Here is a 20894-nt window from a genome sequence, read left to right on the forward strand (position 1 = left end):
GCCCTGAAATTTCACCGGTCTAAGATGCAGCCGTACATTTGGCTGTGTCCCCAAAAGAGTTGAGGCTAAACAATGACAGAATACGTTCAGAAGGGTGGACTCCAGATCGCCCAGGAGCTGTACGATTTCATCAATGACAAAGCAATGCCAGGCACTGGTATTGAACAGGATGCGTTCTGGGCGAGCTTTGATGCTATTGCCAATGAACTGGCTCCAAAGAACAAGGCGCTGCTGGCTAAGCGTGATGATCTGCAGGCCAAAATCGATGCTTACCACACTGAGCGTAAAGGTCAGGCTCACAACGCTGCAGAATACAAAGCGTTCCTGCAGGAAATCGGTTACCTGCTGCCAGAAGGCGAAGACTTCGAAGCAACTACCGCAAACGTCGAGCCAGAGATCGGCCAGATGGCTGGTCCTCAGCTGGTAGTACCGGTTATGAATGCTCGTTTCGCTCTGAACGCTGCGAACGCTCGTTGGGGCTCACTGTACGATGCTCTTTACGGCACTAACGTCATTTCTGAAGAAGACGGTGCTGAGAAAGGTCAGGGCTACAACAAAGTACGTGGTGACAAAGTTATCGCTTATGCGCGTAACTTCCTGAACGAATCAGCCCCACTGGCGGCTGGCGATCACGCTGACAGCACTAAGTACGCTATCGACGCAGGTAAACTGGTCGTTACGCTGAAAGACGGCAGCACTACCAGCCTGAAAGATGCTTCTCAGCTGGTTGGCTTTAAAGGCGAAATGGCTGCACCAGAAGCGATTCTGCTGGTTAACAACGGCCTGCACTTCGAAATTCAGATCGACGCAACCAGCCCAATCGGTTCAACCGACGCTGCTGGCGTAAAAGACGTTCTGATGGAAGCGGCACTGACCACCATTATGGACTGTGAAGACTCTGTTGCTGCTGTTGATGCAGAAGACAAAGTCGTGACCTACGGTAACTGGCTCGGCCTGATGAAGGGTGACCTGGCGGAAGACGTAACCAAGGGCGGCAAGACTTTCACCCGTACTATGAACCCAGACCGTGAGTACACTGGCCTGAACGGTGAAACCGTTAAGCTGAAAGGTCGCTCAATGCTGTTCGTTCGTAACGTGGGTCACCTGATGACTAACCCTGCGATCCTGCTGGCCGATGGCAGCGAGATCCCAGAAGGCATCATGGACGGCATGATGACTACCCTGATCGCTATGCACGATCTGAAGGGTAACTCCCCGTTCCAGAACTCGACTACCGGTTCTGTCAACATCGTTAAGCCTAAGATGCACGGCCCAGAAGAAGTGGCATTCGCCAACGAACTGTTCGGTCGCATCGAAGACGCACTGGGTCTGCCACGCTTCACTATGAAGATGGGGATCATGGACGAAGAGCGTCGCACCACGGTTAACCTGAAAGAATGTATCCGTTCTGCGAAAGACCGTGTTGTATTCATCAACACTGGCTTCCTGGACCGTACTGGTGACGAAATCCACACGTCTATGCTGGCAGGTCCGTTTGTACCTAAGACTGTCATGAAGCAGCAGACCTGGATCAACGCCTACGAAAACTGGAACGTTGATACTGGTCTGGAAACAGGTCTGCAGGGCCGTTCACAGATCGGTAAAGGCATGTGGCCTATCCCTGATGAGATGGGCATGATGATGGAGCAGAAGATCGGCCATCCTAAGTCTGGCGCGAACACCGCATGGGTTCCATCTCCGACTGCCGCTACTCTGCACGCGATGCACTATCACCAGGTAGACGTATTCGCTGTTCAGAACGAACTGAAGAGCCGTGAGCACGCGTCTGTTGACGACATCCTGAGCATCCCTCTGATGACCGCTGAAGAAGCTTCAGCTCTGACTGAAGAACAGATTCAGAAGGAAATCGACAACAACTGTCAGGGTATCCTGGGTTACGTTGTTCGCTGGGTTGATGCAGGTGTTGGTTGTTCTAAAGTGCCAGACATCAACAACGTTGGCCTGATGGAAGACCGCGCAACGCTGCGTATCTCTTCTCAGCACGTTGCTAACTGGCTGGAACACGGTATCTGTACCCGCGAACAGGTTGAAGACAGCCTGAAGCGCATGGCTGCGGTTGTTGATGGTCAGAATGCGGGTGACGCTTCTTATATCAATATGGCGCCAGGCTTCGACACTATCGCGTTTAAAGCGGCGTCTGACCTGATCTTCAAAGGTAAAGAGCAGCCAAGTGGTTATACCGAGCCGCTGCTGCACGCATACCGTCTGAAGTTCAAAGCTCAGTAAGTAGCGTCAAGCACTGTAAAAAACCCGGCAAATGCCGGGTTTTTTTGTGTAAAGGGGCAGTAAAACACCTGTCTGAGAGCTATCCTGTGCCTACTCCAAACGTAGAATGACATAGAACAGAATAAGAGTAATAAGAAGATGGTTCATAAGCTTACCTCAGTAATCCTTATCGGCGTGCTCCTTCAGGCCTGTTCAGGGAACTCCAGTTCTACCCGCACCGTCAGCGGTGAAGAGGAGACTTATGGTATTAGCGGTCGAATAGGGACGGCGACCTGGGGTAGCCGAATCAGTGCAACACCGATCAACTATGAGGGTGGCCCGACGCTCATAGAAAACGATAGCGGTAATCTTGTATACGATGGTGCAGCTTCGCAGTCTTCTCAAACGGGTACTTACGAGCTGACGGCAGAGGCCGAAGACGTATCAGGATCGTTTATCTTTATCGCGAATACGGACAACGGGGATGTGTTCTATCGCTGTGAGCGAGTACAGGGGTGCGACTCGCTCGCTTACGGGAAATATGTTCCGCTTCCAGATGATCTGGATGTCCGGGCTGGCGTCGGTGAATTGCTCGACGGCATGACGGTCAATGTCAACTGGATTACTGATATTGCAAGCAGTATGGCCAGAACGGTTTATATCGACGCAGTCACGAACGGCCTTTCTGCAGACGACCGGGCGGACATCAATCAGGCTGTGTTGGATGACATCGAGAAAGCGAAAACAGGTGTGTATAACCAATACACGATGGAGTTGGCCAATCTTCATGTCTCTGAGCTCTTCGGTCTGACGGATATTATTTCGTCGCCTGTAGTTGCCCCCAGTCAGATTACGCAAGTTGAGACAGTTTCAGGTGACGCTCTGGTCGAAGGGGTCTATTACGGTGCGTTAATTGCTGCTTTGCCGTATCTCGCTGATTCGGCTAACACCGACTTCGTAACGAAACTGGGTGAAATTACCGGTGATGTAATTGATCGGCGCGGGCAGTTGTTGGAGAAAAAAAGTAACGCCTCGGATGTTGTAACTAAGTTCAAGATTTTCTCTGCGGCCAGCACAATACTCCGGGATAACATCAATTACTTTAACGGGCTTGGTGCCAGAGTCCCTGCTGGTGCAGTCACAGCTCTCGAACGGCTCGACGGCGTCGCAGCCTCTATGAGAGAGGACGTTGAAACATCGGTAGATGTCGATGTGCCAGCCAGGTTAGCGGGTTGGCGTACTGCAATAGAAAACAGCAAATATTTTCTGACGGACCTTACTGCGGCAGTGAAGAATTTCTGGGGCTATGATGAAAATCAGCCCAGCTTCATCGATCCTGTTCATGGACGTCGCGTTGATTCATATTATCTGGCGCATGAAACAGCGCTGAACACAGTGGCAGACCTGGCATTTGGGCCTACTGGTGTTCTCAATGAAATATTGGAAGGTGCTGAGATCCTTGCTCGTTGTGAGTTCGGAGAGGGTGATTGCACCCCGCCAGTGGGGTTCGCCATCGAAACTGATGAGAGCGATTCGGCAGGGCTTCCTAGTGACCGTGTACTTATTGACGGTTCACTTCGGCTTGTTATGCGCCCGATTGAAACCACGGATGCGGATGCCGGGCTCTATAATGTGTTTGATTTCGAAATAGAGTCGGCTGATAACCCTGATGAGGGGGTTGATGCTATTCCAGCCGAAATTAAGAATGCTTTGGCACTAGGTAATGGTAAAAAGCTTTACTGGTACACGGAGGCCATCTCTGACGGAAGCATCACTACTCGTCCTTATGTTCGGGTGTTTTATGAGGATAGCTACGCGTCGCCTCCTGCTGGATCATTTCTGGATGACTCAGATCCTTCACACGTTGCGCCAACGCAGATTGCGATTGTCTGGCCGTTGGTCAGGTTTGAAGGCAATATCGATGGCGCCCAGGCGGGCGATAATGGTGAACATGAATTCAACGCGCTCATTGAGGCCAACCTGGTAGGGGTCAAAGACCCGCTCGATGATGCCTCCCAGACCAGGTATAACCCAGTTACATTTGTCGTCCGTGCAAGGTCCACGCTGGAACCGGATGCAGAAAACAGGACTGATCTGAACGTTCAGCTCAGAACGACGAATTCTTCATCGTATTACCCAACCAGTAAATGGCCTGCTACCCATGAGTTTTTCCTTGGGCGTCCAGATGCTCCGACGGAAATTACAGATCTCGTTGAAAGCCTGTATCGCGACCAGACCGTCTTATCGGATGGTCGGGTTATAGAATATTTTGATGAAGAGCTTCGTGGGAGGGACTTCATTAGTCGGATCAAGTTGTACCCCTACGACTCTAGTACCAATACGACCCGTTCCGAATCCTGTAACGTATCCTGGGTGGATGTCGATATGGACGGGGATGATGAAAGAGTTGAGCAGAGTTGCGATACAGTTATTGAGCTGGCCGGAGAAGTAACCCTTGATGAGCTTCTCGAGAGAAATTTCGAAAATAATGTTTTATCCAGATACAGCGTGCCTGGCAACGGGATATATGAAATCGATTTGTCTACGTCTGCAATTGTATCTGGTACTGAGTATCAGGGTCTGACAGAAGGCGTAGAGTATGGGCCGTTCAGCGGTACCTTCTATGATGATATAGAGCTGGGGATAGATCGTCTTACTGCCGTTGCAGAAAGTTACCTCAAAGACCCAGAAGACGAAGCGCTGATTCCTGTTATCTTCGAGCTAGCGCTTGAACGACAGGTTGAGGACGAGTTCGCATTGAGTGCCTCGTACGGCTTCGGCTCCGAGGAAACTTATGAAAATATCAGCAACCAGTTAGGTGTTGTTGCTGGCGGAGATGCACAGGGCTTTTATCTCGAATTGGCCGTCTCGGAAGAGCAGATCAGTGATGGGGAAGGCGGACTGAAAACCATCGAAGTCGAACGTGGTTACTGGTTGATTTCCCGCTCAAACGTATCTATGGGTGGTACTGATCAATCGGTTCTTGCTCAAATAGCTACTCGTACGGAATACACGCAAGGCAACGATGAAACGGCCTGCGGCTTTAACGACCGCGATAAATTGTCAGCAGCAGCGCCAACAGATGCAGATTCAAATGATGGCTGCGAAGCAGTCGCCTATCTGACGGTACGTGGTGCACTCGTAGGCACAATTCGCGAAGAGCGCGAGAACGTATTTGTCGCCCGTTTCGTTGATGGCACCTGGATGATTATTGGTGATTAAGAAGGTCATACTGCTGTCTTCTGCTATCGCAATAGCGAATATTGCTGATGCGACAGCAGGGCAGTCTGAGGAGCACTTAGGCGAGGTCCGCTTCGCGTTGTCCGCTGAGGCAAGCTCTGAGCCCGTTCCGATTGATCAGATGATCGAAGGCTGGGAGCAGGACGCTGATACCGGCGAGTACGCGTATGCGGATATGAGTCTCGCAGCATCGGCGTCTTACCGGAACTTCACGTTGAATGCGGAGCGTCGCTGGTTCTATTCTCTTAAGTTTTCTCCTGACACAACAGCGGTCTACCTGGACGCCGAGTTTGGAATAGAAACCCAGCAGGATAGAGACCTTAATCTGGTGGCCAAGGTATTTCAGGCTCGCGGTATTGGTGGTTCCTATCACTTTGAGGGTAAGAACTGGACGGTGTCACCCGCTTTTATGGTGTACAAGCTGATTCATTATCAGTTTGGTTCGTTTGTTGGGAGAAGCTTTGCTGACGAGGGCTCTAATTTCTCGGCAAGCCTGTCGTACTATTTTGACGAGTATCGCTTTCCTTCTTTCGATACGCTTCCTGAATATGAAGACCCGCAAGGCACTGCATCTCAGGAGTGGTTTGGTTACAGTGCATCTCTTTCAGGAACCTGGGCCCCCACGGATGAGCTGGAACTTGCTCTGCAAGTGAAAGATCTCTGGAATCTTCTCGATATGGGTAACTCAGGACATCGTTCTATATGCGCAGAAGTCGGTGAAGTTACTAATCCAGTCTGTTCGAGTGGAGGAGCTGCCAGTGGCGACGATAACCCGCAGACACTGGAAACATCGATTAAGTCTACCGTAATCGCGAACGGGGTTTATAAGCCGCTCGATGTATACGTTCAGTACTACTGGCATGACGTTTACCGGAACCTATCTGTCGAAAAACGATATCCTTTTGGTAATGGTGAGGTGGGTATTGTTGGAACGTCGAAGCGTCAGCTCGGTGCTGCTATATACTGGCGGGGGCTCTCAGCCAGCTACATCGTAGATGATCTTAATATCAAACAAGTCCGCGATGCCCGTATAGGGTTGTCGTATCAGTATCGCTGGTAAGCTGATGCCGGCGATTTCAGGCTAAGTCACCACTGCGTCAGACGTGCAATTCCGGTATCATGCCGGCATCAATCAGACAGGATGCAGCATGTACCTTGAGTACTTCGGCTTAGACAAACTGCCATTTACCATCTCTCCGGATCCGGATTTTCTGTACCCTTCACCTGGGCATCAGGAAGCGTTGGCACATCTGAGCTATGCCCTGACGGATCAGGGCGGGCTTATCTGCCTTACTGGCGAAGTGGGTACGGGTAAAACGACACTGTGCCGGGCGCTTATGGCGTCTATCCCAGAAGGTGATCATGTTGCATATATATTCAATCCGCAGCTCTCGCCTATAGAGTTAATGCAAAGCATCTGCGATGACCTTGGCATCGCCTATGAAAGAAGCGCAACGCTCAAGGAAGTTTACGCATCGATCAATGAAGCACTGGTGAGCTTCTACGGGAAACATCAGCGTATTATTTGCGTGATCGACGAAGCCCAGTCCATGCCTGTCGCGCTATTGGAGCAGGTTCGCCTGCTGACTAATCTGGAAACAGACCGGGAAAAGCTACTGACACTCGTTCTGGTAGGGCAGCCAGAGCTTCGCGATCTGCTTAAGCGTCATGATCTACGCCAGCTGAATCAGCGCATTACTGCTCGTTATCACCTCGATTTGCTGAGTCTGACCGAAACCTCCGAATACGTTGAGCACCGCCTGGTCTGCGCTGGCGGGAATCAGATGTTATTTGATCCTGCCGCGATCGAGACTATCTGGCGGGCCAGTGAGGGAACTCCACGCCTGATTAACAGTATTTGCGATAGAGCGCTATTGGGTGCTTATGCCACGGGCAGTCACCTGGTCAGTTCGGATATCGCAAGTCAGGCGATTATTGAAGTGCTTGGGGCAGATTATGATGCAGTTCCTCAAGTTCATGTAGGAAAAGGGGCGGCTGGCATTGCAGAGACCTCAGGCAAATACATATTAAAAAGTGCACTCGCTTTCTGCGCGGCTGCTGTGTTTGTCTTTGCGGGTGTGATTGCGTACCAGAATATTCCTGCACTTAAGACGGTCTCATTAGACCGCAGTGATCCGTATGCCGTACTTGAGGCCTCCCGCACTGAGGGCGCCGCGAATTGTGACTCTTCAGGTTGGCGGTGTATTCCGGTCGACTGGGATATCTCTGAATTGCGCGAGCTGAATCAGATCACGGTCGTCAGAGTGGGGAGCGGGGGTGCAGAAGCAGAATGGTATGACCTTGAAGAATACGAGCGTGGGTATGCTGGTGAGGCTGTGATTTTATGGCAGGCGCCTGCCGACTACACCAGTGCTGTAAAGCCAGGGGAAACAGCTCCAGTGATTCGTTGGGTGCGCTCGCGTCTCGGCGCTGGCTGGGATAAGGAGTGGACCAGTATCGGGCCGGGTGGTGTTCAGGTTGAGGTCAACCCGGAATTTTACGACCCATTGCTAGAACGAGCAGTTGCTGAATTTCAGATCGCTGAAGGTTTAAAAGCAGATCGGATTATTGGGCCGAAAACCCTGATGTATCTGCAGGCGAGGCAATAGCATGTCATACATCCTCGATGCATTGAAGAAATCCGAACAAGAGCGGGATGAGCGCAACCCGGCCCAAATGCCGCCTAAAAAGGGCCTGATCTCAGAATCTGCTGAGACTGGAAAAGTGGCTTCAGAGCACGAGCAGCAACGTAATACGGACAGTAATACTTCTGCTCGCATGGGAATTTCTGCCGCTCTGGCCGTTGTGCTTATCTTAGGTGCTATCGCTACAGCCTTTTATTTTTCGCCCGCTGACAAGCAGGGCGCTACACCATCGGCTGCCGAAGAGACTTCGCTTTCTGAAACGGACTCAGAACCTGCAGCGGTTATGACGACGGCAGAGCTTTCTGCAACTCAAATCGTGGTAGCAGAAAGTGCAATTGAGGATATTGAGGCGGAACAAAGCGACGTTGAGCCAAAAGCGCCTCTTAAAGAAGCGCGAGCACCGTTCGAAGCATTGGAGCGAATTCCGGATCTGAATATTACGGGGCATACGTTCAGTTCCGTGCCAGCTAAGCGAACAGTGACCATGAACGACCGTCTCTGGCGAGAAGGTGAGCAATTGGTGGACGGTGTAGTTCTGCAGGAGATTACGCGCGACGGCATTCTGCTCGACGTTTCCGGGTGGCCTGTAGTGATTGGTCGTACGCGCGGATGGAAGGCTATTCGCTGATGCTGCAAAAAGAAACTAAAGAGCGCATTCAGTCGCTCTACCGCGAAGCGATCAAAGCACTGGAATTACGTCCACGCTATGGCCAGCGCGTCATGATTGCAGAAATCGCGAAAGCCCTGGGCTCGATTCATGAAGGCGAAAAAGACGAGCGTGACAACGACGCCGGAATTGCAGTCGTAGAGGCGGGGACCGGCACTGGTAAGACTCTGGCTTACCTTATCGCTTCTCTGCCAGTAGCTATAGAACGAGAACGTAAACTACTGGTCTCGACGGCAACCGTTGCCCTTCAGGAGCAGATCCTTGATAAGGATTTGCCTGCACTGAAAAAACACCTCTCTCTACCGTTTAATTTTGCATTGGCAAAAGGGCGAGGTCGTTACCTGTGCCTGGCGAAGCTGGATAAAGCCTTGCAGCAACTCTCCGGCATTCTGTCTACGGTCGATCTGTTCGAACAGACACCCGAAGAGCAGGACCGCGAGCTCTACGAAAAGATGCTGATGAAATACGGCAGCGGTGATTGGGATGGAGATCGGGATCGCTGGGATGATGAAATTGAGCATAAACAATGGTCCCACCTGACGGCGACTCACCGGGAATGCTCGAACCGTCGTTGCCCGCATTTTCAGAACTGCGCTTTTTACAAGGCGCGAAGCGCCATGGAAGACGCAGATGTCATCGTCGCTAACCACGACTTGGTGCTTGCGGATCTTTCGCTTGGTGGTGGTGCTATTTTGCCGGCGCCTGAGAAAACCATTTATGTGTTTGATGAAGGGCATCACCTCGCCGATAAAGCACTGAACCACTTCCGGCTGGAATTTGGCGTGCGCTCAACACGCCAATGGCTGAAACAGCTGGAAAAAGTCATCGAACAATTTATTGCTGATGCCGGAATGCCCGTAGGGTTAATGCATTCGCTGCAAGAGATGCCGGCGAATCTTCAGGCGTTGTCCCAGAGCGCGAGCCTTGTCTGGCCACTCGTGATGGACTTGATGCAGGACAGAGATCGTCAGCGGTTTGAATTTGGTGTGTTACCCGAATCGCTACGCGAGCTTTTACAGACAATGAAGGCCCCCTTGCAGCCCGTAGTTCATTGCCTCGACAAAATGTCGGATATGCTGCAGAAGTCTCTCGATCCGAATGAGACTGGAGACTTTCAGCGTGAGGTTGCCGAGGCCTGGCAGGCGCCAGTCGGTATTATGCTAGCTCGCGCAGAAGAGCTGTCAGAGGCGCTGTCGTGGATAGCGGCGGAAGAGGCAGAAGGCGAATTGCCTGTGGCCCGGTGGCTTAGTAAGCGTCCGTACGGTGATGATTGGGATATTTCACTGTCGGCGTCGCCAATTTCAGTGGCAGCGCAGTTGCGCAGGAACCTATGGAACCGCTGTTACGGTGCCGTTGTCACCTCGGCAACGCTCACAGCGTTGAACAGTTTCAACTCGCTGAAATGGGAAGCCGGCCTGCCAGACTGGGCGGTCTACGAGCGGGTCGCGAGTCCGTTTAATTATCCAGAACTCGGCCAGCTCGAAGTTGTCCAGCTGGCTTCAGACCCGAAGAGCGAAGCGTTTGAAAGTGACGTTCAGAATTGGTTGAAAGAGGCCGTGAACCCAGATGAGGCCACTCTTGTGCTCTTTAGTTCGCGTGCACAGCTAGAAGCGACGAGAGACTATTTTATTCGCGACTGGTACGAACACCTCCTGTGTCAGGGTTACCTGCCCAAAAGTGAAATCGTACGTCGTCACAAGGAACGCATTGATAACGGGAAAGGAAATGTGATCTTCGGACTGGCATCCTTTGCCGAGGGGATCGACTTACCCGGTGAGTACGTAACTCATGTTGTGATCGTTAAGATTCCGTTTGCGGTACCAGATGATCCTATCCAGTCTGCCATATCGGAGTGGATGGAGAGCCGGGGGCGCAATCCTTTTATGGAGTTAACGCTACCAGCGGCGTCTATACGGCTTATCCAGGCATGCGGCCGACTGATCCGTAAGGAATCCGATCACGGCAAAGTCAGTATTCTCGATAAGAGATTGGTGTCTTCCCGATACGGGCAGTTATTACTTGATTCTCTGCCTCCGTTCCGGCGAGTGTGACTCACGCTTCAGTTCCTGCAGTTCGGATTTCAGGCAATAAAAAACCCGCCGAAGCGGGCTGTGTATCTGGCAGTCCTGCCGTGCACTCAGTCTCAGGCCAGCTGGCCTGCTACTTCCTCAACTGTTGGTTGATCTTCACGGACCATAAGCAGGTGGTCCTGGAGGTAGTTCAAAAGGGCTTCTGCACCTTTCATTTCGCGCTGCATCAGCAGGCAACGCAATGATTTTTTGTCTTTATCCAGAACACGAACATGGTAAGTGTGACCCGTTTCTGGAATTTCCAGCCAGAGCTGATCAGACGACTCGTTCAGCGTCATATCCATGTTGATCTGCTCAATTTCGCAACCGCTGAAGTTAATGTTGCTGATGCGTACGGTGTGTTCTTTGCCAGTGGCCTTGTCGTGAAGGCTATACGGCTGCTCCATTGGGCGCAGGCGAGCTTGCAGGCGCTGGTTGGCGAAGTCGTACGCTTGTGGGTCATACAGGTCGACGCCCTGGATACCTTCGAGTGACTGGCCGCTCATGAAGCGACATACGACTTCCATTGAAGCAGATTTCTGTTCGAACTGTGCCAGGTGATCGGCATTGCGGATAACGGCAAACTTACCGTTAACGCACTGACGTGCTACCGCAGCGTTTTCCTGCGGCAGGGTGAAATTATCGAACTCGCCAGTCGCAATCAGGGTTTCGCAGGTCGGGAACGACTTAAAGCCCTGGAAACGCAGCAGTCGGCGTGTGTTCTGAGCGTAACGCTGACGCTCATTATCATTCAGACGAGCAATCTGACGGAACAGAAGGCGACGATAGGTTGCGCCGATCTGAGTGTCTTCCATACGGTTGTGATTGATCAGGTTGCAGACGGCTGTGGTTGCAAAGGCATCCATGTCGCCGTTGTCGAGTAGCTTGAGAGAATCTTCGAGCAGTGTGATCAGGCTTTCGCGACGGAAGCAGGTGATACCGGAAATAAGAAGACGGTCGATCATCTGCGGGTAAGCAGATGCGAAAAGAGTCGCCATTGCAGAGCCATAGCTCACACCCATCAGTTGAACCTTGCTTACACCCTGTGACGTCAGGAAACCCGCGATCAGGTCTGCGAAGTCTTCCATATCGAGTTCAGGCGCAAGCTGGTCGTTGCCACCCTGAGAAGGGAAGTCTGCAAGGATAACAGGGCAGTGCTCAAGCATTTGCTCAACTTCGTTACGGAACGAAGAAAAGCTCTGGAAAGCACCACCAAGAAACATGACTGGCGCCTTATCCATGTTGCCCTCACTTTCGTAGGCAACAAACTCAACCTTATAGTCACCAATCATCTGGATGTTTGGTGCTTGCTTTAACGCTGCTGGGGAGTAGTTGGCAAACTGCATGATGGTGTCGACTCTTTATTCTTATAGTGTGATCACTCTATCGCACTTATAGACAGAATGCCACACTTGTATGTTTTCTTTACGTTACATTGAAGTCTTTATAACTTATTGATTTATATGGTTATTTTAAAAAATGTAACGCGAGTCGAGTGGGTCGGTGAAAAAAAATTGTTGCTCTCGTCACATTTCTTAACGTGGCGAATTAAATTGAAACCGGATCTCGTCAGGCGTCACGTCAATATCAAAATCTCCGTTAGGAGTAGAGTGCGATTCTGGCGCCAGGTTCCCGGCGTTCGGAATAACGATTTCGAATGAATACGGGTTGATAGCAAGCTCGGATGGTGGGACCGCACCGTCTGGGTACACCGCGTTTGAAAGACTCAGGTTTTCGTAATCGATCGGAGTGCCTTCGTCGAGCCCCAGTGCATCGCGAAGTCTCGTCTCATTAACGAACTTGTCGTGATCATAAATAGGCGTATCAGGAATCGTCTGAGAAATACGCGCGAACTCATATTCTGACTGAGCCGTCATGTCATAAGGTATCGCCTCATACTGCTCACGCATATCAATCGTGGACTGCGACGTGGATTCGCCCTCAGAAAAGTCGTCTTCAAGTGGCGATACACGAATAATGCTGCGACGCTCATTCTGTTGAGTAGGCGCCTTCTTGCGCACAATCACGGTGGTATCGCGGATGTAGGACTCGGTCATCTCTTCAGCCGGAATTTCGGTGATTTCGGCGAATGTGAGAGGAGATGCAGCGATAGAGAGGCTCAGCACGGCGCCGGCGAGGACTGAGAAGTTATTGATATCTTTCATGATGAGACTCCCATTGATGTTTTACTAATCCTAGAGGAATGCCGCAGAGTTACAAGCGTACATTAGCGTCAGCAGTGCCGCATTTCAGGCCTTTCAGTTAACAATTGAATCTGAACGGTAAGCTCTCTGTAAGCTGGAACACGGGTACAACTTAGGGCACACTTGCGCGCACGCTTTATTATCACTGGTTGTAGTCCCTATGAGAGCCAATATCCCCCTCTGGATTGGCCTGCGTTATCTGGCCGCGAAACGCAGAAATCACTTTATTTCTTTTATATCAATGTCATCGATGATCGGCATGACGCTCGGTGTGGCGGTTCTGATCCTCGTTCTCTCCGTGATGAATGGCTTCGACCGTGAGTTGAGGGAACGCATCCTCGGTATGGTGCCTCATGCAGTGCTCTATAAATATGGAGGCATTGAGGACTGGGAAGTTCTGGCAACGCGTGTTGAGGGCCTGCCGGGCGTTGCCGCGGCAGCACCTCTAACCCGGCTCCAGGGGATGCTTGGTTATGGCGGTCGGGTGCAGGGGGTAATGATCACCGGCATTGAGCCCGGCGTCGAAGAGCGTGTATCTATCCTTCCTCAGCATATGACAGAAGGTGAGCTTGAGTCGCTGCAGCCGGGTGAGTTCGGCGTAGTGATCGGTGAGCTTCTCGCGAGGCACCTGAAAGTAGGCATGGGCGATAAAATCACCATGATGTTGCCCGAGGCGACGTTGTCTCCAGCGGGTGTTCTCCCGCGTATTAAGCGCGTCACTGTCACAGGGATATTTTCAGTCGGAGCTGAGCTGGACTCGAATCTTGCTGTTATCAATATTGATGATGCCCGCAAACTGGGTCGCATTGACGCAGAGGTTCAGTCTCTGCGCATACGCTTTGATGATCTGTTTGATGCACCAGCAGGTATCTGGGAAATCGTCGGGCAGCTGGATGGCCGCTACAGTGGTACCGACTGGACCCGTACACACGGCAACCTCTTCCAGGCGATTCGTATGGAGAAGACCATGATCGGACTGCTATTGCTGATGATTGTTGCGGTTGCAGCCTTCAATATTATCTCCACACTGATCATGGTGGTGACCGACAAACAGGCGGACATCGCGATCCTGCGCACCATGGGCGCCACCCCTCGTACCATTATGGGCATCTTTATGGTGCAGGGCCTGTCGATTGGCGTAGTAGGGGTTCTGCTTGGTACAACGCTCGGGATTATTGGTGCATTGACCATCTCAGATCTGATTGCGGCTCTGGAAAGGCTATTTCAGTTCCAGATTCTGAATGCGGATGTTTACTTTATTTCGTACTTGCCGAGTCAGCTGAAGCTGTCTGATGTTCTGATCGTTGTGTCTGCATCGCTGACTATCAGCTTCCTCGCTACCCTGTACCCATCTTACCGGGCGTCGCGCGTCCAGCCTGCGGAGGCCCTGCGTTATGAGTAATCCAATCCTTGTCGCTGAAGGCCTTAAAAAGACCTACACCAGTGGTCCACAGGCGGTTACGGTCTGGGAGGATGTCGACCTGACGGTGGATGCCGGTGATTCTGTTGCTATCGTGGGGGCGTCGGGCTCAGGCAAGACGTCACTTCTGAACGTTCTTGGTGGTCTGGATGATATGGATGCGGGGGACGTTCAGATCTGCGGGCGTAAGTTAAGTCAGCTCACCGAGCACGAAAAGACGAAACTGCGTAATCAGGATGTAGGTTTTGTATATCAGTTTCATCATCTGTTGCCTGAGTTTTCAGCGCTCGAGAATGTGATGATGCCACTACTGCTTGGTGGTGTGTCGCGCACTGAAGCTAAGCGCCGGGCAACGGATAGCCTTGAGAGACTGCGCCTTGGAAGTCGTGTTGTTCACAAACCTTCAGAGTTGTCTGGTGGTGAACGACAGCGGACAGCCATTGCCCGGGCACTCGTGACGCGTCCGAAGCTCGTCCTGATGGACGAGCCAACAGGAAACCTGGATCAGGGAACGGCGTCAGAGGTTGAGCAATTGATGGCAGAGCTACGTACGGATGCCGAAACCGCGTTTATCACGGTGACGCATGATCAGGCTCTGGCTCGCAGAATGAATCGGGTGTATCACCTGATAGAAGGGCGCCTTCAGTCTGACTGAAGCGCTCTTTGCTGCCGCAGGCGCTTGCGTTTTGCCCATGCCTTGCTGACATGGCGTCTCCATACCAGATGGATCGCAAAGTAGGCGATAACGCTCAGAAAAATGCCTGCGACCAGTGAGCCGACAAAGAGCGGCGCCCAGAAATCGGCCAGATTATTCAGAACCCAGTCGATTGATAATTCGATGTTAAAGTCCAGCGGATCTGCGTTCAGAATCTGAGCGCCAAGCAAGTAAGTTGCGTAAAAGATCGGTGGAATAGTGACTGGATTGCTGATCCAGACAAGGCCGATAGAGATCGGCACATTCGCATTGATGTAGAAAGCGAGAAATGCCGCGATCCCCATCTGAAAGGGCAGTGGTAGAAACGCAGTAAATACACCGATCAGGAAAGCGCGGGCCACAGCTCGGCGGTTAACGTGCCAGAGGTTGGGCTTGCTGAAAAGTGGTGACAGGAAACGCAGGGAGCGTTTTCGCTGGACCTGTTCCGGCGACGGGAAAAATCGTTTTAAAAGCTTTTTGGGCATGCTGGTCGCCGTTCATTGATCGCGGCTGAATTATGCACATTACGCCATGGAGTGGCAATGAATCTGACCCTTCTGGGATGCCTTGCGGCTTTGCTTGCAGGGACACTCATACCAATGTCATCGGCAGCCTTGATATCTGTTGCCATTGTGAGTTGCTCTCTGGCAATGGTTGTCATTGTCAGGGCTCGCAATTCTGGCCTGAAAGTTATTCTTACGTCCGGCGCTCTCGCTTTGTCACTGCTATGGGGGAGTGGATTTACCGATGCCCAGCTTGGGCACCGCTTGCCTGATGTTTTATACGGTCAGGATGTCTCTGTCACAGGCTGCATTGTCGGCGAGGTTGATCGACAGAACCTCTCAGCTTCAAGATCCCGGGCCAGGTTTCTTCTCGAACTACACGCCAATTCGCTCTCAATACATGGCCTCCGCTCTGTGCGGGTAAGTTGGTTTGATGCGCCGGATTGGCTGATGACAGGAGCCTGTCTGAAGGGCACTGCCCGACTTAAGCCGCCACGCAGCTATGCCAATGGTCTCAGCTACGACTATGTCGCCAGTATGATGTTCCAGAAGATCGATGCGACTGGCTACCTGACTCGCGGCGAGCAGGTAGAGAGTGTAGCGCCCGGCGTCCTGCTCGGTTCTGATCTGGCGGATAAGATAAAGCAGGTTGCGTTGGCTGGCTTGACGCCGGAATCATCTGCCTGGGTTAAGGGACTGGTGTTCGGAGATAAGGCTGCTTTTTCAGGTGAGCAATGGCGGAGGGTGAGGGACAGCGGCACGCTTCATCTGCTGGTCGTCAGTGGGCTGCACGTCAGCATGATCGGAGCGATGGCGTTGTTTCTTGGGGCCTTGGTCGCTCGGTTGTTGATACTGTTCTCTGAGCTACTCCTTGTTAAGCGATCGATTGCAGGACTTCGTGCTTTGCCTGTCGCCTGCGCACTTGTGGTGACAGCCGCGTACGTGCTGCTGGCGGGCTCGGGGATTTCCTTAATCAGAGCGTGGTTTATGTTTGCCGTCGCCCTGGCCATCTGGAAGCTACCAATGCGAGTACGACGCGCGTCTTTGTTGCTTATGGCGGCGCTGGTTATCATGATCATTAACCCCCTCAGCTGGACCCAGGCGGGATTCTGGTATTCATTTTGTGCGGTTGCAGCGTTGGTGTTCTTCTTTGAAGGACGACGTTCGACGCGTGTTTCTGCACTGCTAACTCCTCAGCTTCTGATTCTGTTCGCTATGTTGCCGGTTATGCTCTATTTCGGTCAGGAGGTGACGCTGGGCCACCTGATCGCTAATTTCTTTGCCATACCGCTCGTGACTCTGATAATCCTCCCGCTATCACTCTTGAGTGCCTCGCAATTGATGTCATGGGCTGACCCGGCTCTGTCTTTCTCTGTTAGCTTGTTCTGGGGCTTGCTCGACGGTCTGCCTGAATTGCCGTCGTTGAACTTGCATGGCAATTCAACACTGGGGGTACTTGCAGTCGCTGTCTTAGCGTGGATCTGGGCGGGTCGATCGTGGGCGCTTCCTGCCTGTGTATCTGCAATATACGGACTGATGTTCTTTACCTCCGGTGGCATCGGTTCTCAGGCTTCTGGCGTATGGGTTGTAGATAGCGGGCAGGGGCAGGCGATACTCGCCAGCGATGGTGTAACGTCGGTACTGATCGATACAGGCCCTGCGTATTCTGATTCCTTTTCGGTAGCGAGCGCCGCTGTTCTTCCTTTGATGCGTCAGAAAGGAATCGATCATCTGGACGTTCTTATTGTTTCTCACTCGGATAATGACCACTCCGGGGGCACTCGGGATATTCTGGAAGCTGTTTCAGTTGGGCGATTCTATGTTGGGCAGCAGCTTCAAGATTTAAAGCAGCAGATCAACTGCCATTCTCTAAGCTCGATAGATAACCAAGCGCATATTGTCTCTGGCGCAAATCTTCGCATCGAATTTGTCCCAGTTCCTGAGGGCGTGAGGGATGGCGACAATAACCAGAGTTGCATGGTCCGTTTGCACTGGTCAGGGTATAGCATCCTGATCCCTGGGGATGCTGATTCGAAGGTTGAGCGGGCTTTAATTGTGGGCGACGCTGAGCGGCTAAAGTCCGATATCCTGATCGCGGGTCATCACGGAAGCAACAGCAGTACCAGCTCGATGTGGCTGAAAGCAGTCGATCCTCAGGTAGTGGTTTTCAGTGCGGGTTATCGCAATCGCTTCAATCATCCTCACCCTGATGTAATAGGCCGCATAGTTCGGGAAGGGCTGCCTTACGTGAATACAGCAACGTCTGGGTTGATCGAATTAACACCAGAAGGACAGATAAAACTCATGCGCGCCCAGTGGATGCCGCGATGGCACGCGCCGCCAGACGCGGAAAGGGATTTTTCACTTCACGGCCATGTGCTAGAGTAGCGCGCAAACAAAAACTGGCAGGAGACGCTGGACATGCTTGAGATCATCCAGAGTGGTGGTTGGATGATGGTGCCAATTATCATCGCCTCTGTATTGGCACTCGCGATTACCGTAGAACGTTTCTGGACGCTACGTCCGGGTAAAATTGCGCCGCCTAATCTGCTGTCGCAGGTTTGGGGTTGGATGAAAAATAAACAGTTAGACTCGGCGAAAATCCGGTCTCTGAAAGATTCCAGTCCGTTAGGTAACGTCTTAGCAGCCGGTTTGATCAACTCCCGACATGGTCGCCAGATCATGAAAGAGAGCATTGAAGAGGTGGCTTCGCACGAGATCCATGAAATGGAGCGCTATCTTAATGCTCTTGGTACTGTCGCAGCCGTCGCACCGCTGATGGGCCTGCTCGGTACAGTGATCGGTATGATTAAGGTCTTTGCTGAAATTATGGCTCAGGGTACTGGTCAGGCTAATTTGCTGGCAGGTGGTATTTCGGAAGCTCTGATCACCACGGCAGCAGGTCTGGTTGTTGCGATTCCGGCGCTTATTTGTCATCGCATACTGCAACGCCGTGTCGACGAAATTGTCGTTTACATGGAGCAGGAAGCGCTGAAACTCGTTGATGTACTTCACGGTGAGCGTGAAGTAGCAGACGCTCCGGAGAACGCTGGGTGAATTTTCGTCGTCAGTCGAAAGAAGAGGTAACAGTTAATCTGACGCCTCTGATTGATATCGTATTCCTGTTGCTGATTTTCTTTATGGTGTCGACGACATTCACGAAAGAAAATCATCTCAGCATCAGCTTGCCGGAGTCCAGCTCGGAAGAGACAGGCCAACCGCCGAAAGCGATTGAGATCCTGATTTCAGAGAGCGGAGAGTACAGTATTGATGGCCAACCTCTGGTGAATACCAAGGTAGAAACTCTTAAACGTGCCATTGAAAAAATCTTAGACGGACGTGAAATCGCTCCCGTGGTTATTTCAGCGGATGCCAGAACGTCCCATGAATCTGTTGTGCGCGCCATGGATGCGGCAGGTCAGTTGGGGTTGATCAACCTCAGCATTACCACACGCAAATCTGCCGGTGGTGACTGAAACTATGTCTACTGAAGCAACTGCAGGCGCTATTTATAAGCGCCTGCTGACCTACCTCGGGCCGCAGAAGTGGTACTTTTTGCTGAGTATCATCGGTTTTGCCATGTTTGCGGCTTCTGCTCCAGCGCTTGCTCATTTAATGGGTGTTGTTGAAGAAACCCTGAATGAGCCAACGCAGGAGAATATTTTCCTTCTGGTATCTGCGCTCTTTGCTGTTTACCTCTTTCGTGGTATCGGTACCTTTCTTGGTAAGTATTTTACGGCCTTGGTTGGGCGTGAAATTGTGCATGCACTGCGTACCCAGCTGTTCAATCGTATGCTGCGTCTGCCCAGCCAATATTATGATAATGAATCCAGTGGGCGCGTAATATCACGGGTTATTTTTGATGTCGAACAGGTCAACGGCGCCAGCACCAAAGCGTTGACGACGGTGGTTCAGGAAGGTCTCACAGTGACTCTTCTGATGGGGTATCTGATCTGGCTGGACTACACTCTGACGGCGATCTTTCTTGTCGTTATTCCAGTGATTGGTGGTCTCGTTTCTTTAGCAAGTAAATTTTTCCGCCGTTACAGTCGTCGCATCCAGAAATCCATGGGCCAGGTAACTCAGGTTACCAACGAATCGATCAGCGGTTACCGTGAGGTTCGCACCTATGATGCCACCTCGGTTGAGGAACAGCGGTTTCTGAAGGCAAGCAATGAAAACCGTAAGCAGGTGATGAAATTCGCGTTAACGAATGCGATCAACGTCCCTCTGTCTCAGCAGGTTATTGCTACGGGTCTGGGTGTTATGATTTATCTGATGTTTCAGCGTGTGGCTAGTGGCACCATGGACGCAGGTGAATTTCTCCAGTTTATTACTGCTGCGTCTCTGATCGCTAAACCTCTTCGTGCGCTAACCGATGTCAATTCAGTTATTCAGAAAGGCGTTACCGCTGCTGAGTCTGTATTTAGTGTGCTGGATACTGAAACTGAGAAGGATACCGGCACAAAAGAATTAGGGAAAAGCACCGGCGCGGTCGAGTTTAAAGAGGCTCGTTTCCGTTATGCTCAAGCAGAAACGGATGCTATTAAAGGTATCAACCTGAATATCAAAGCCGGTACTTCGGTCGCGTTTGTCGGTCGCTCTGGCAGCGGTAAAACCACCCTGGTGAATCTGCTACCGCGCTTTTACGAGTTAACGTCGGGCAGCATCAGCATTGATGGCCACCCAATCAATGAGCTGACGCTTAACTCATTGAGAGAACAGATCGCGATCGTGTCACAGAGTGTGACCCTGTTTAATTGCAGTATTCGCGAAAATATTGCTTACGGCAGTCTTGCCGATGCAAGCGACGAAGCCGTTATTGAAGCAGCGAAAGCCGCACATGCGCACGAATTTATTGAGAAACTCCCTGAAGGGTATGACACTCAGGTGGGCGAGAATGGCGTCATGCTCTCGGGCGGTCAGCGTCAGCGCTTGGCAATCGCACGGGCCATTCTTAAAAATGCCCCAATTCTTATTCTGGATGAAGCCACCTCGGCCCTGGATACAGAGTCTGAGCGACACATCCAGGCGGCGATGGGAGAAGTTATGAAGGGCCGTACCACATTGGTTATCGCTCATCGTCTGAGCACCATTGAAAATGTCGACACGATCGTTGTGATTGATGATGGACAGGTTGTTGAATCTGGCCCGCATCAGGAGCTTCTTAATCAGCAGGGCGCCTACGCTCAGCTTCATCAGCTGCAATTTGCAGAGGAAGAGTGA

15 protein-coding genes are annotated in these 20894 nt (G+C 51.7%); 12 read left to right on the plus strand and 3 right to left on the minus strand.

Annotated elements, in window-relative coordinates; all coding sequences use genetic code 11:
• Positions 1–72 precede the first annotated feature (72 nt).
• From B3007_RS07860 to dinG, 6 genes are all read left to right on the plus strand, one after another.
• On the plus strand, positions 73–2247 hold the full coding sequence (locus B3007_RS07860; protein WP_301378600.1) for a malate synthase G: 2175 nt from the start codon (positions 73–75) through the stop codon (positions 2245–2247).
• A 138-nt stretch (positions 2248–2385) separates the two neighbouring features.
• Positions 2386–5448, plus strand: coding sequence for a hypothetical protein (locus B3007_RS07865; protein WP_301378602.1), 3063 nt, complete (start codon positions 2386–2388; stop codon positions 5446–5448).
• Positions 5441–6526, plus strand: a complete 1086-nt coding sequence (locus B3007_RS07870; protein WP_301378604.1) for a hypothetical protein — start codon at positions 5441–5443, stop codon at positions 6524–6526. Before B3007_RS07865 ends, B3007_RS07870 begins: the two co-directional genes overlap by 8 nt.
• Positions 6527–6614: 88 nt before the next feature.
• Positions 6615–8075, plus strand: coding sequence for an ExeA family protein (locus B3007_RS07875; protein WP_301378605.1), 1461 nt, complete (start codon positions 6615–6617; stop codon positions 8073–8075).
• Between the two features lies 1 nt (position 8076).
• A complete protein-coding gene (locus tag B3007_RS07880; protein ID WP_068444275.1) occupies positions 8077–8739 on the plus strand; it encodes a general secretion pathway protein GspB in 663 nt (220 codons plus the stop codon).
• Positions 8739–10829 carry an ATP-dependent DNA helicase DinG gene (gene dinG, locus B3007_RS07885; RefSeq protein ID WP_301378608.1) on the plus strand — a complete coding sequence of 697 codons (2091 nt, stop codon included), beginning with the start codon at positions 8739–8741 and terminating at the stop codon, positions 10827–10829. Before B3007_RS07880 ends, dinG begins: the two co-directional genes overlap by 1 nt.
• Positions 10830–10921: 92 nt before the next feature.
• On the opposite strand, the gene B3007_RS07890 is transcribed toward dinG, so the two are convergent.
• Entirely contained in the window at positions 10922–12193 is a 1272-nt protein-coding gene (locus tag B3007_RS07890) for an alpha/beta fold hydrolase (protein ID WP_301378610.1), read from the minus strand.
• Between the two features lie 189 nt (positions 12194–12382).
• Positions 12383–13012 (minus strand): hypothetical protein, encoded by a 630-nt coding sequence (locus B3007_RS07895; protein WP_297532524.1) that lies wholly within the window; start codon positions 13010–13012, stop codon positions 12383–12385.
• A 199-nt stretch (positions 13013–13211) separates the two neighbouring features.
• On the opposite strand from B3007_RS07895, the gene B3007_RS07900 reads away from it, so the two are divergent.
• A complete protein-coding gene (locus B3007_RS07900) occupies positions 13212–14453 on the plus strand; it encodes a lipoprotein-releasing ABC transporter permease subunit (RefSeq protein WP_068444281.1) in 1242 nt (413 codons plus the stop codon).
• Positions 14446–15126, plus strand: a complete 681-nt coding sequence (locus B3007_RS07905; RefSeq protein WP_301378612.1) for an ABC transporter ATP-binding protein — start codon at positions 14446–14448, stop codon at positions 15124–15126. Before B3007_RS07900 ends, B3007_RS07905 begins: the two co-directional genes overlap by 8 nt.
• Here the strand turns inward: B3007_RS07905 and B3007_RS07910 are convergent.
• Positions 15114–15650 carry a DUF2062 domain-containing protein gene (locus B3007_RS07910; protein ID WP_273088158.1) on the minus strand — a complete coding sequence of 179 codons (537 nt, stop codon included), beginning with the start codon at positions 15648–15650 and terminating at the stop codon, positions 15114–15116. The genes B3007_RS07905 and B3007_RS07910 overlap by 13 nt on opposite strands.
• Positions 15651–15707: 57 nt before the next feature.
• Here B3007_RS07910 and B3007_RS07915 point away from each other — a divergent pair, with 57 nt between their 5' ends.
• From B3007_RS07915 to msbA, 4 genes are read left to right on the plus strand one after another with little or no spacing between them, the layout of a single operon-like run.
• Positions 15708–18056, plus strand: coding sequence for a DNA internalization-related competence protein ComEC/Rec2 (locus tag B3007_RS07915; protein ID WP_301378615.1), 2349 nt, complete (start codon positions 15708–15710; stop codon positions 18054–18056).
• A gap of 33 nt (positions 18057–18089) precedes the next feature.
• The gene (locus B3007_RS07920; protein ID WP_068444293.1) at positions 18090–18725 is read left to right on the plus strand and encodes a MotA/TolQ/ExbB proton channel family protein; all 636 of its coding nucleotides are present in this window, start codon (positions 18090–18092) and stop codon (positions 18723–18725) included.
• A complete protein-coding gene (locus B3007_RS07925) occupies positions 18722–19144 on the plus strand; it encodes an ExbD/TolR family protein (RefSeq protein ID WP_076517940.1) in 423 nt (140 codons plus the stop codon). Before B3007_RS07920 ends, B3007_RS07925 begins: the two co-directional genes overlap by 4 nt.
• Positions 19145–19148: 4 nt before the next feature.
• Positions 19149–20894, plus strand: a complete 1746-nt coding sequence (gene msbA, locus B3007_RS07930; protein ID WP_301378619.1) for a lipid A export permease/ATP-binding protein MsbA — start codon at positions 19149–19151, stop codon at positions 20892–20894.

It is taken from the genome of Thalassolituus sp. UBA675 (genome assembly GCF_002297765.1).
Lineage (GTDB): Bacteria > Pseudomonadota > Gammaproteobacteria > Pseudomonadales > Oceanobacteraceae > Thalassolituus.

What these genes read in the sequence shown, in the direction of transcription:
- msbA (WP_301378619.1), top strand. Translation starts at nt 19,149, where the DNA reads ATGTCTACTGAAGCAACTGCAGGCGCTATTTATAAGCGCCTGCTGACC.
- B3007_RS07890 (WP_301378610.1), bottom strand. Translation starts at nt 12,193, where the DNA reads ATGCAGTTTGCCAACTACTCCCCAGCAGCGTTAAAGCAAGCACCAAAC.
- B3007_RS07865 (WP_301378602.1), top strand. Translation starts at nt 2,386, where the DNA reads ATGGTTCATAAGCTTACCTCAGTAATCCTTATCGGCGTGCTCCTTCAG.
- B3007_RS07860 (WP_301378600.1), top strand. Translation starts at nt 73, where the DNA reads ATGACAGAATACGTTCAGAAGGGTGGACTCCAGATCGCCCAGGAGCTG.
- B3007_RS07875 (WP_301378605.1), top strand. Translation starts at nt 6,615, where the DNA reads ATGTACCTTGAGTACTTCGGCTTAGACAAACTGCCATTTACCATCTCT.
- dinG (WP_301378608.1), top strand. Translation starts at nt 8,739, where the DNA reads ATGCTGCAAAAAGAAACTAAAGAGCGCATTCAGTCGCTCTACCGCGAA.
- B3007_RS07915 (WP_301378615.1), top strand. Translation starts at nt 15,708, where the DNA reads ATGAATCTGACCCTTCTGGGATGCCTTGCGGCTTTGCTTGCAGGGACA.
- B3007_RS07895 (WP_297532524.1), bottom strand. Translation starts at nt 13,012, where the DNA reads ATGAAAGATATCAATAACTTCTCAGTCCTCGCCGGCGCCGTGCTGAGC.
- B3007_RS07880 (WP_068444275.1), top strand. Translation starts at nt 8,077, where the DNA reads ATGTCATACATCCTCGATGCATTGAAGAAATCCGAACAAGAGCGGGAT.
- B3007_RS07920 (WP_068444293.1), top strand. Translation starts at nt 18,090, where the DNA reads ATGCTTGAGATCATCCAGAGTGGTGGTTGGATGATGGTGCCAATTATC.
- B3007_RS07900 (WP_068444281.1), top strand. Translation starts at nt 13,212, where the DNA reads ATGAGAGCCAATATCCCCCTCTGGATTGGCCTGCGTTATCTGGCCGCG.
- B3007_RS07905 (WP_301378612.1), top strand. Translation starts at nt 14,446, where the DNA reads ATGAGTAATCCAATCCTTGTCGCTGAAGGCCTTAAAAAGACCTACACC.
- B3007_RS07910 (WP_273088158.1), bottom strand. Translation starts at nt 15,650, where the DNA reads ATGCCCAAAAAGCTTTTAAAACGATTTTTCCCGTCGCCGGAACAGGTC.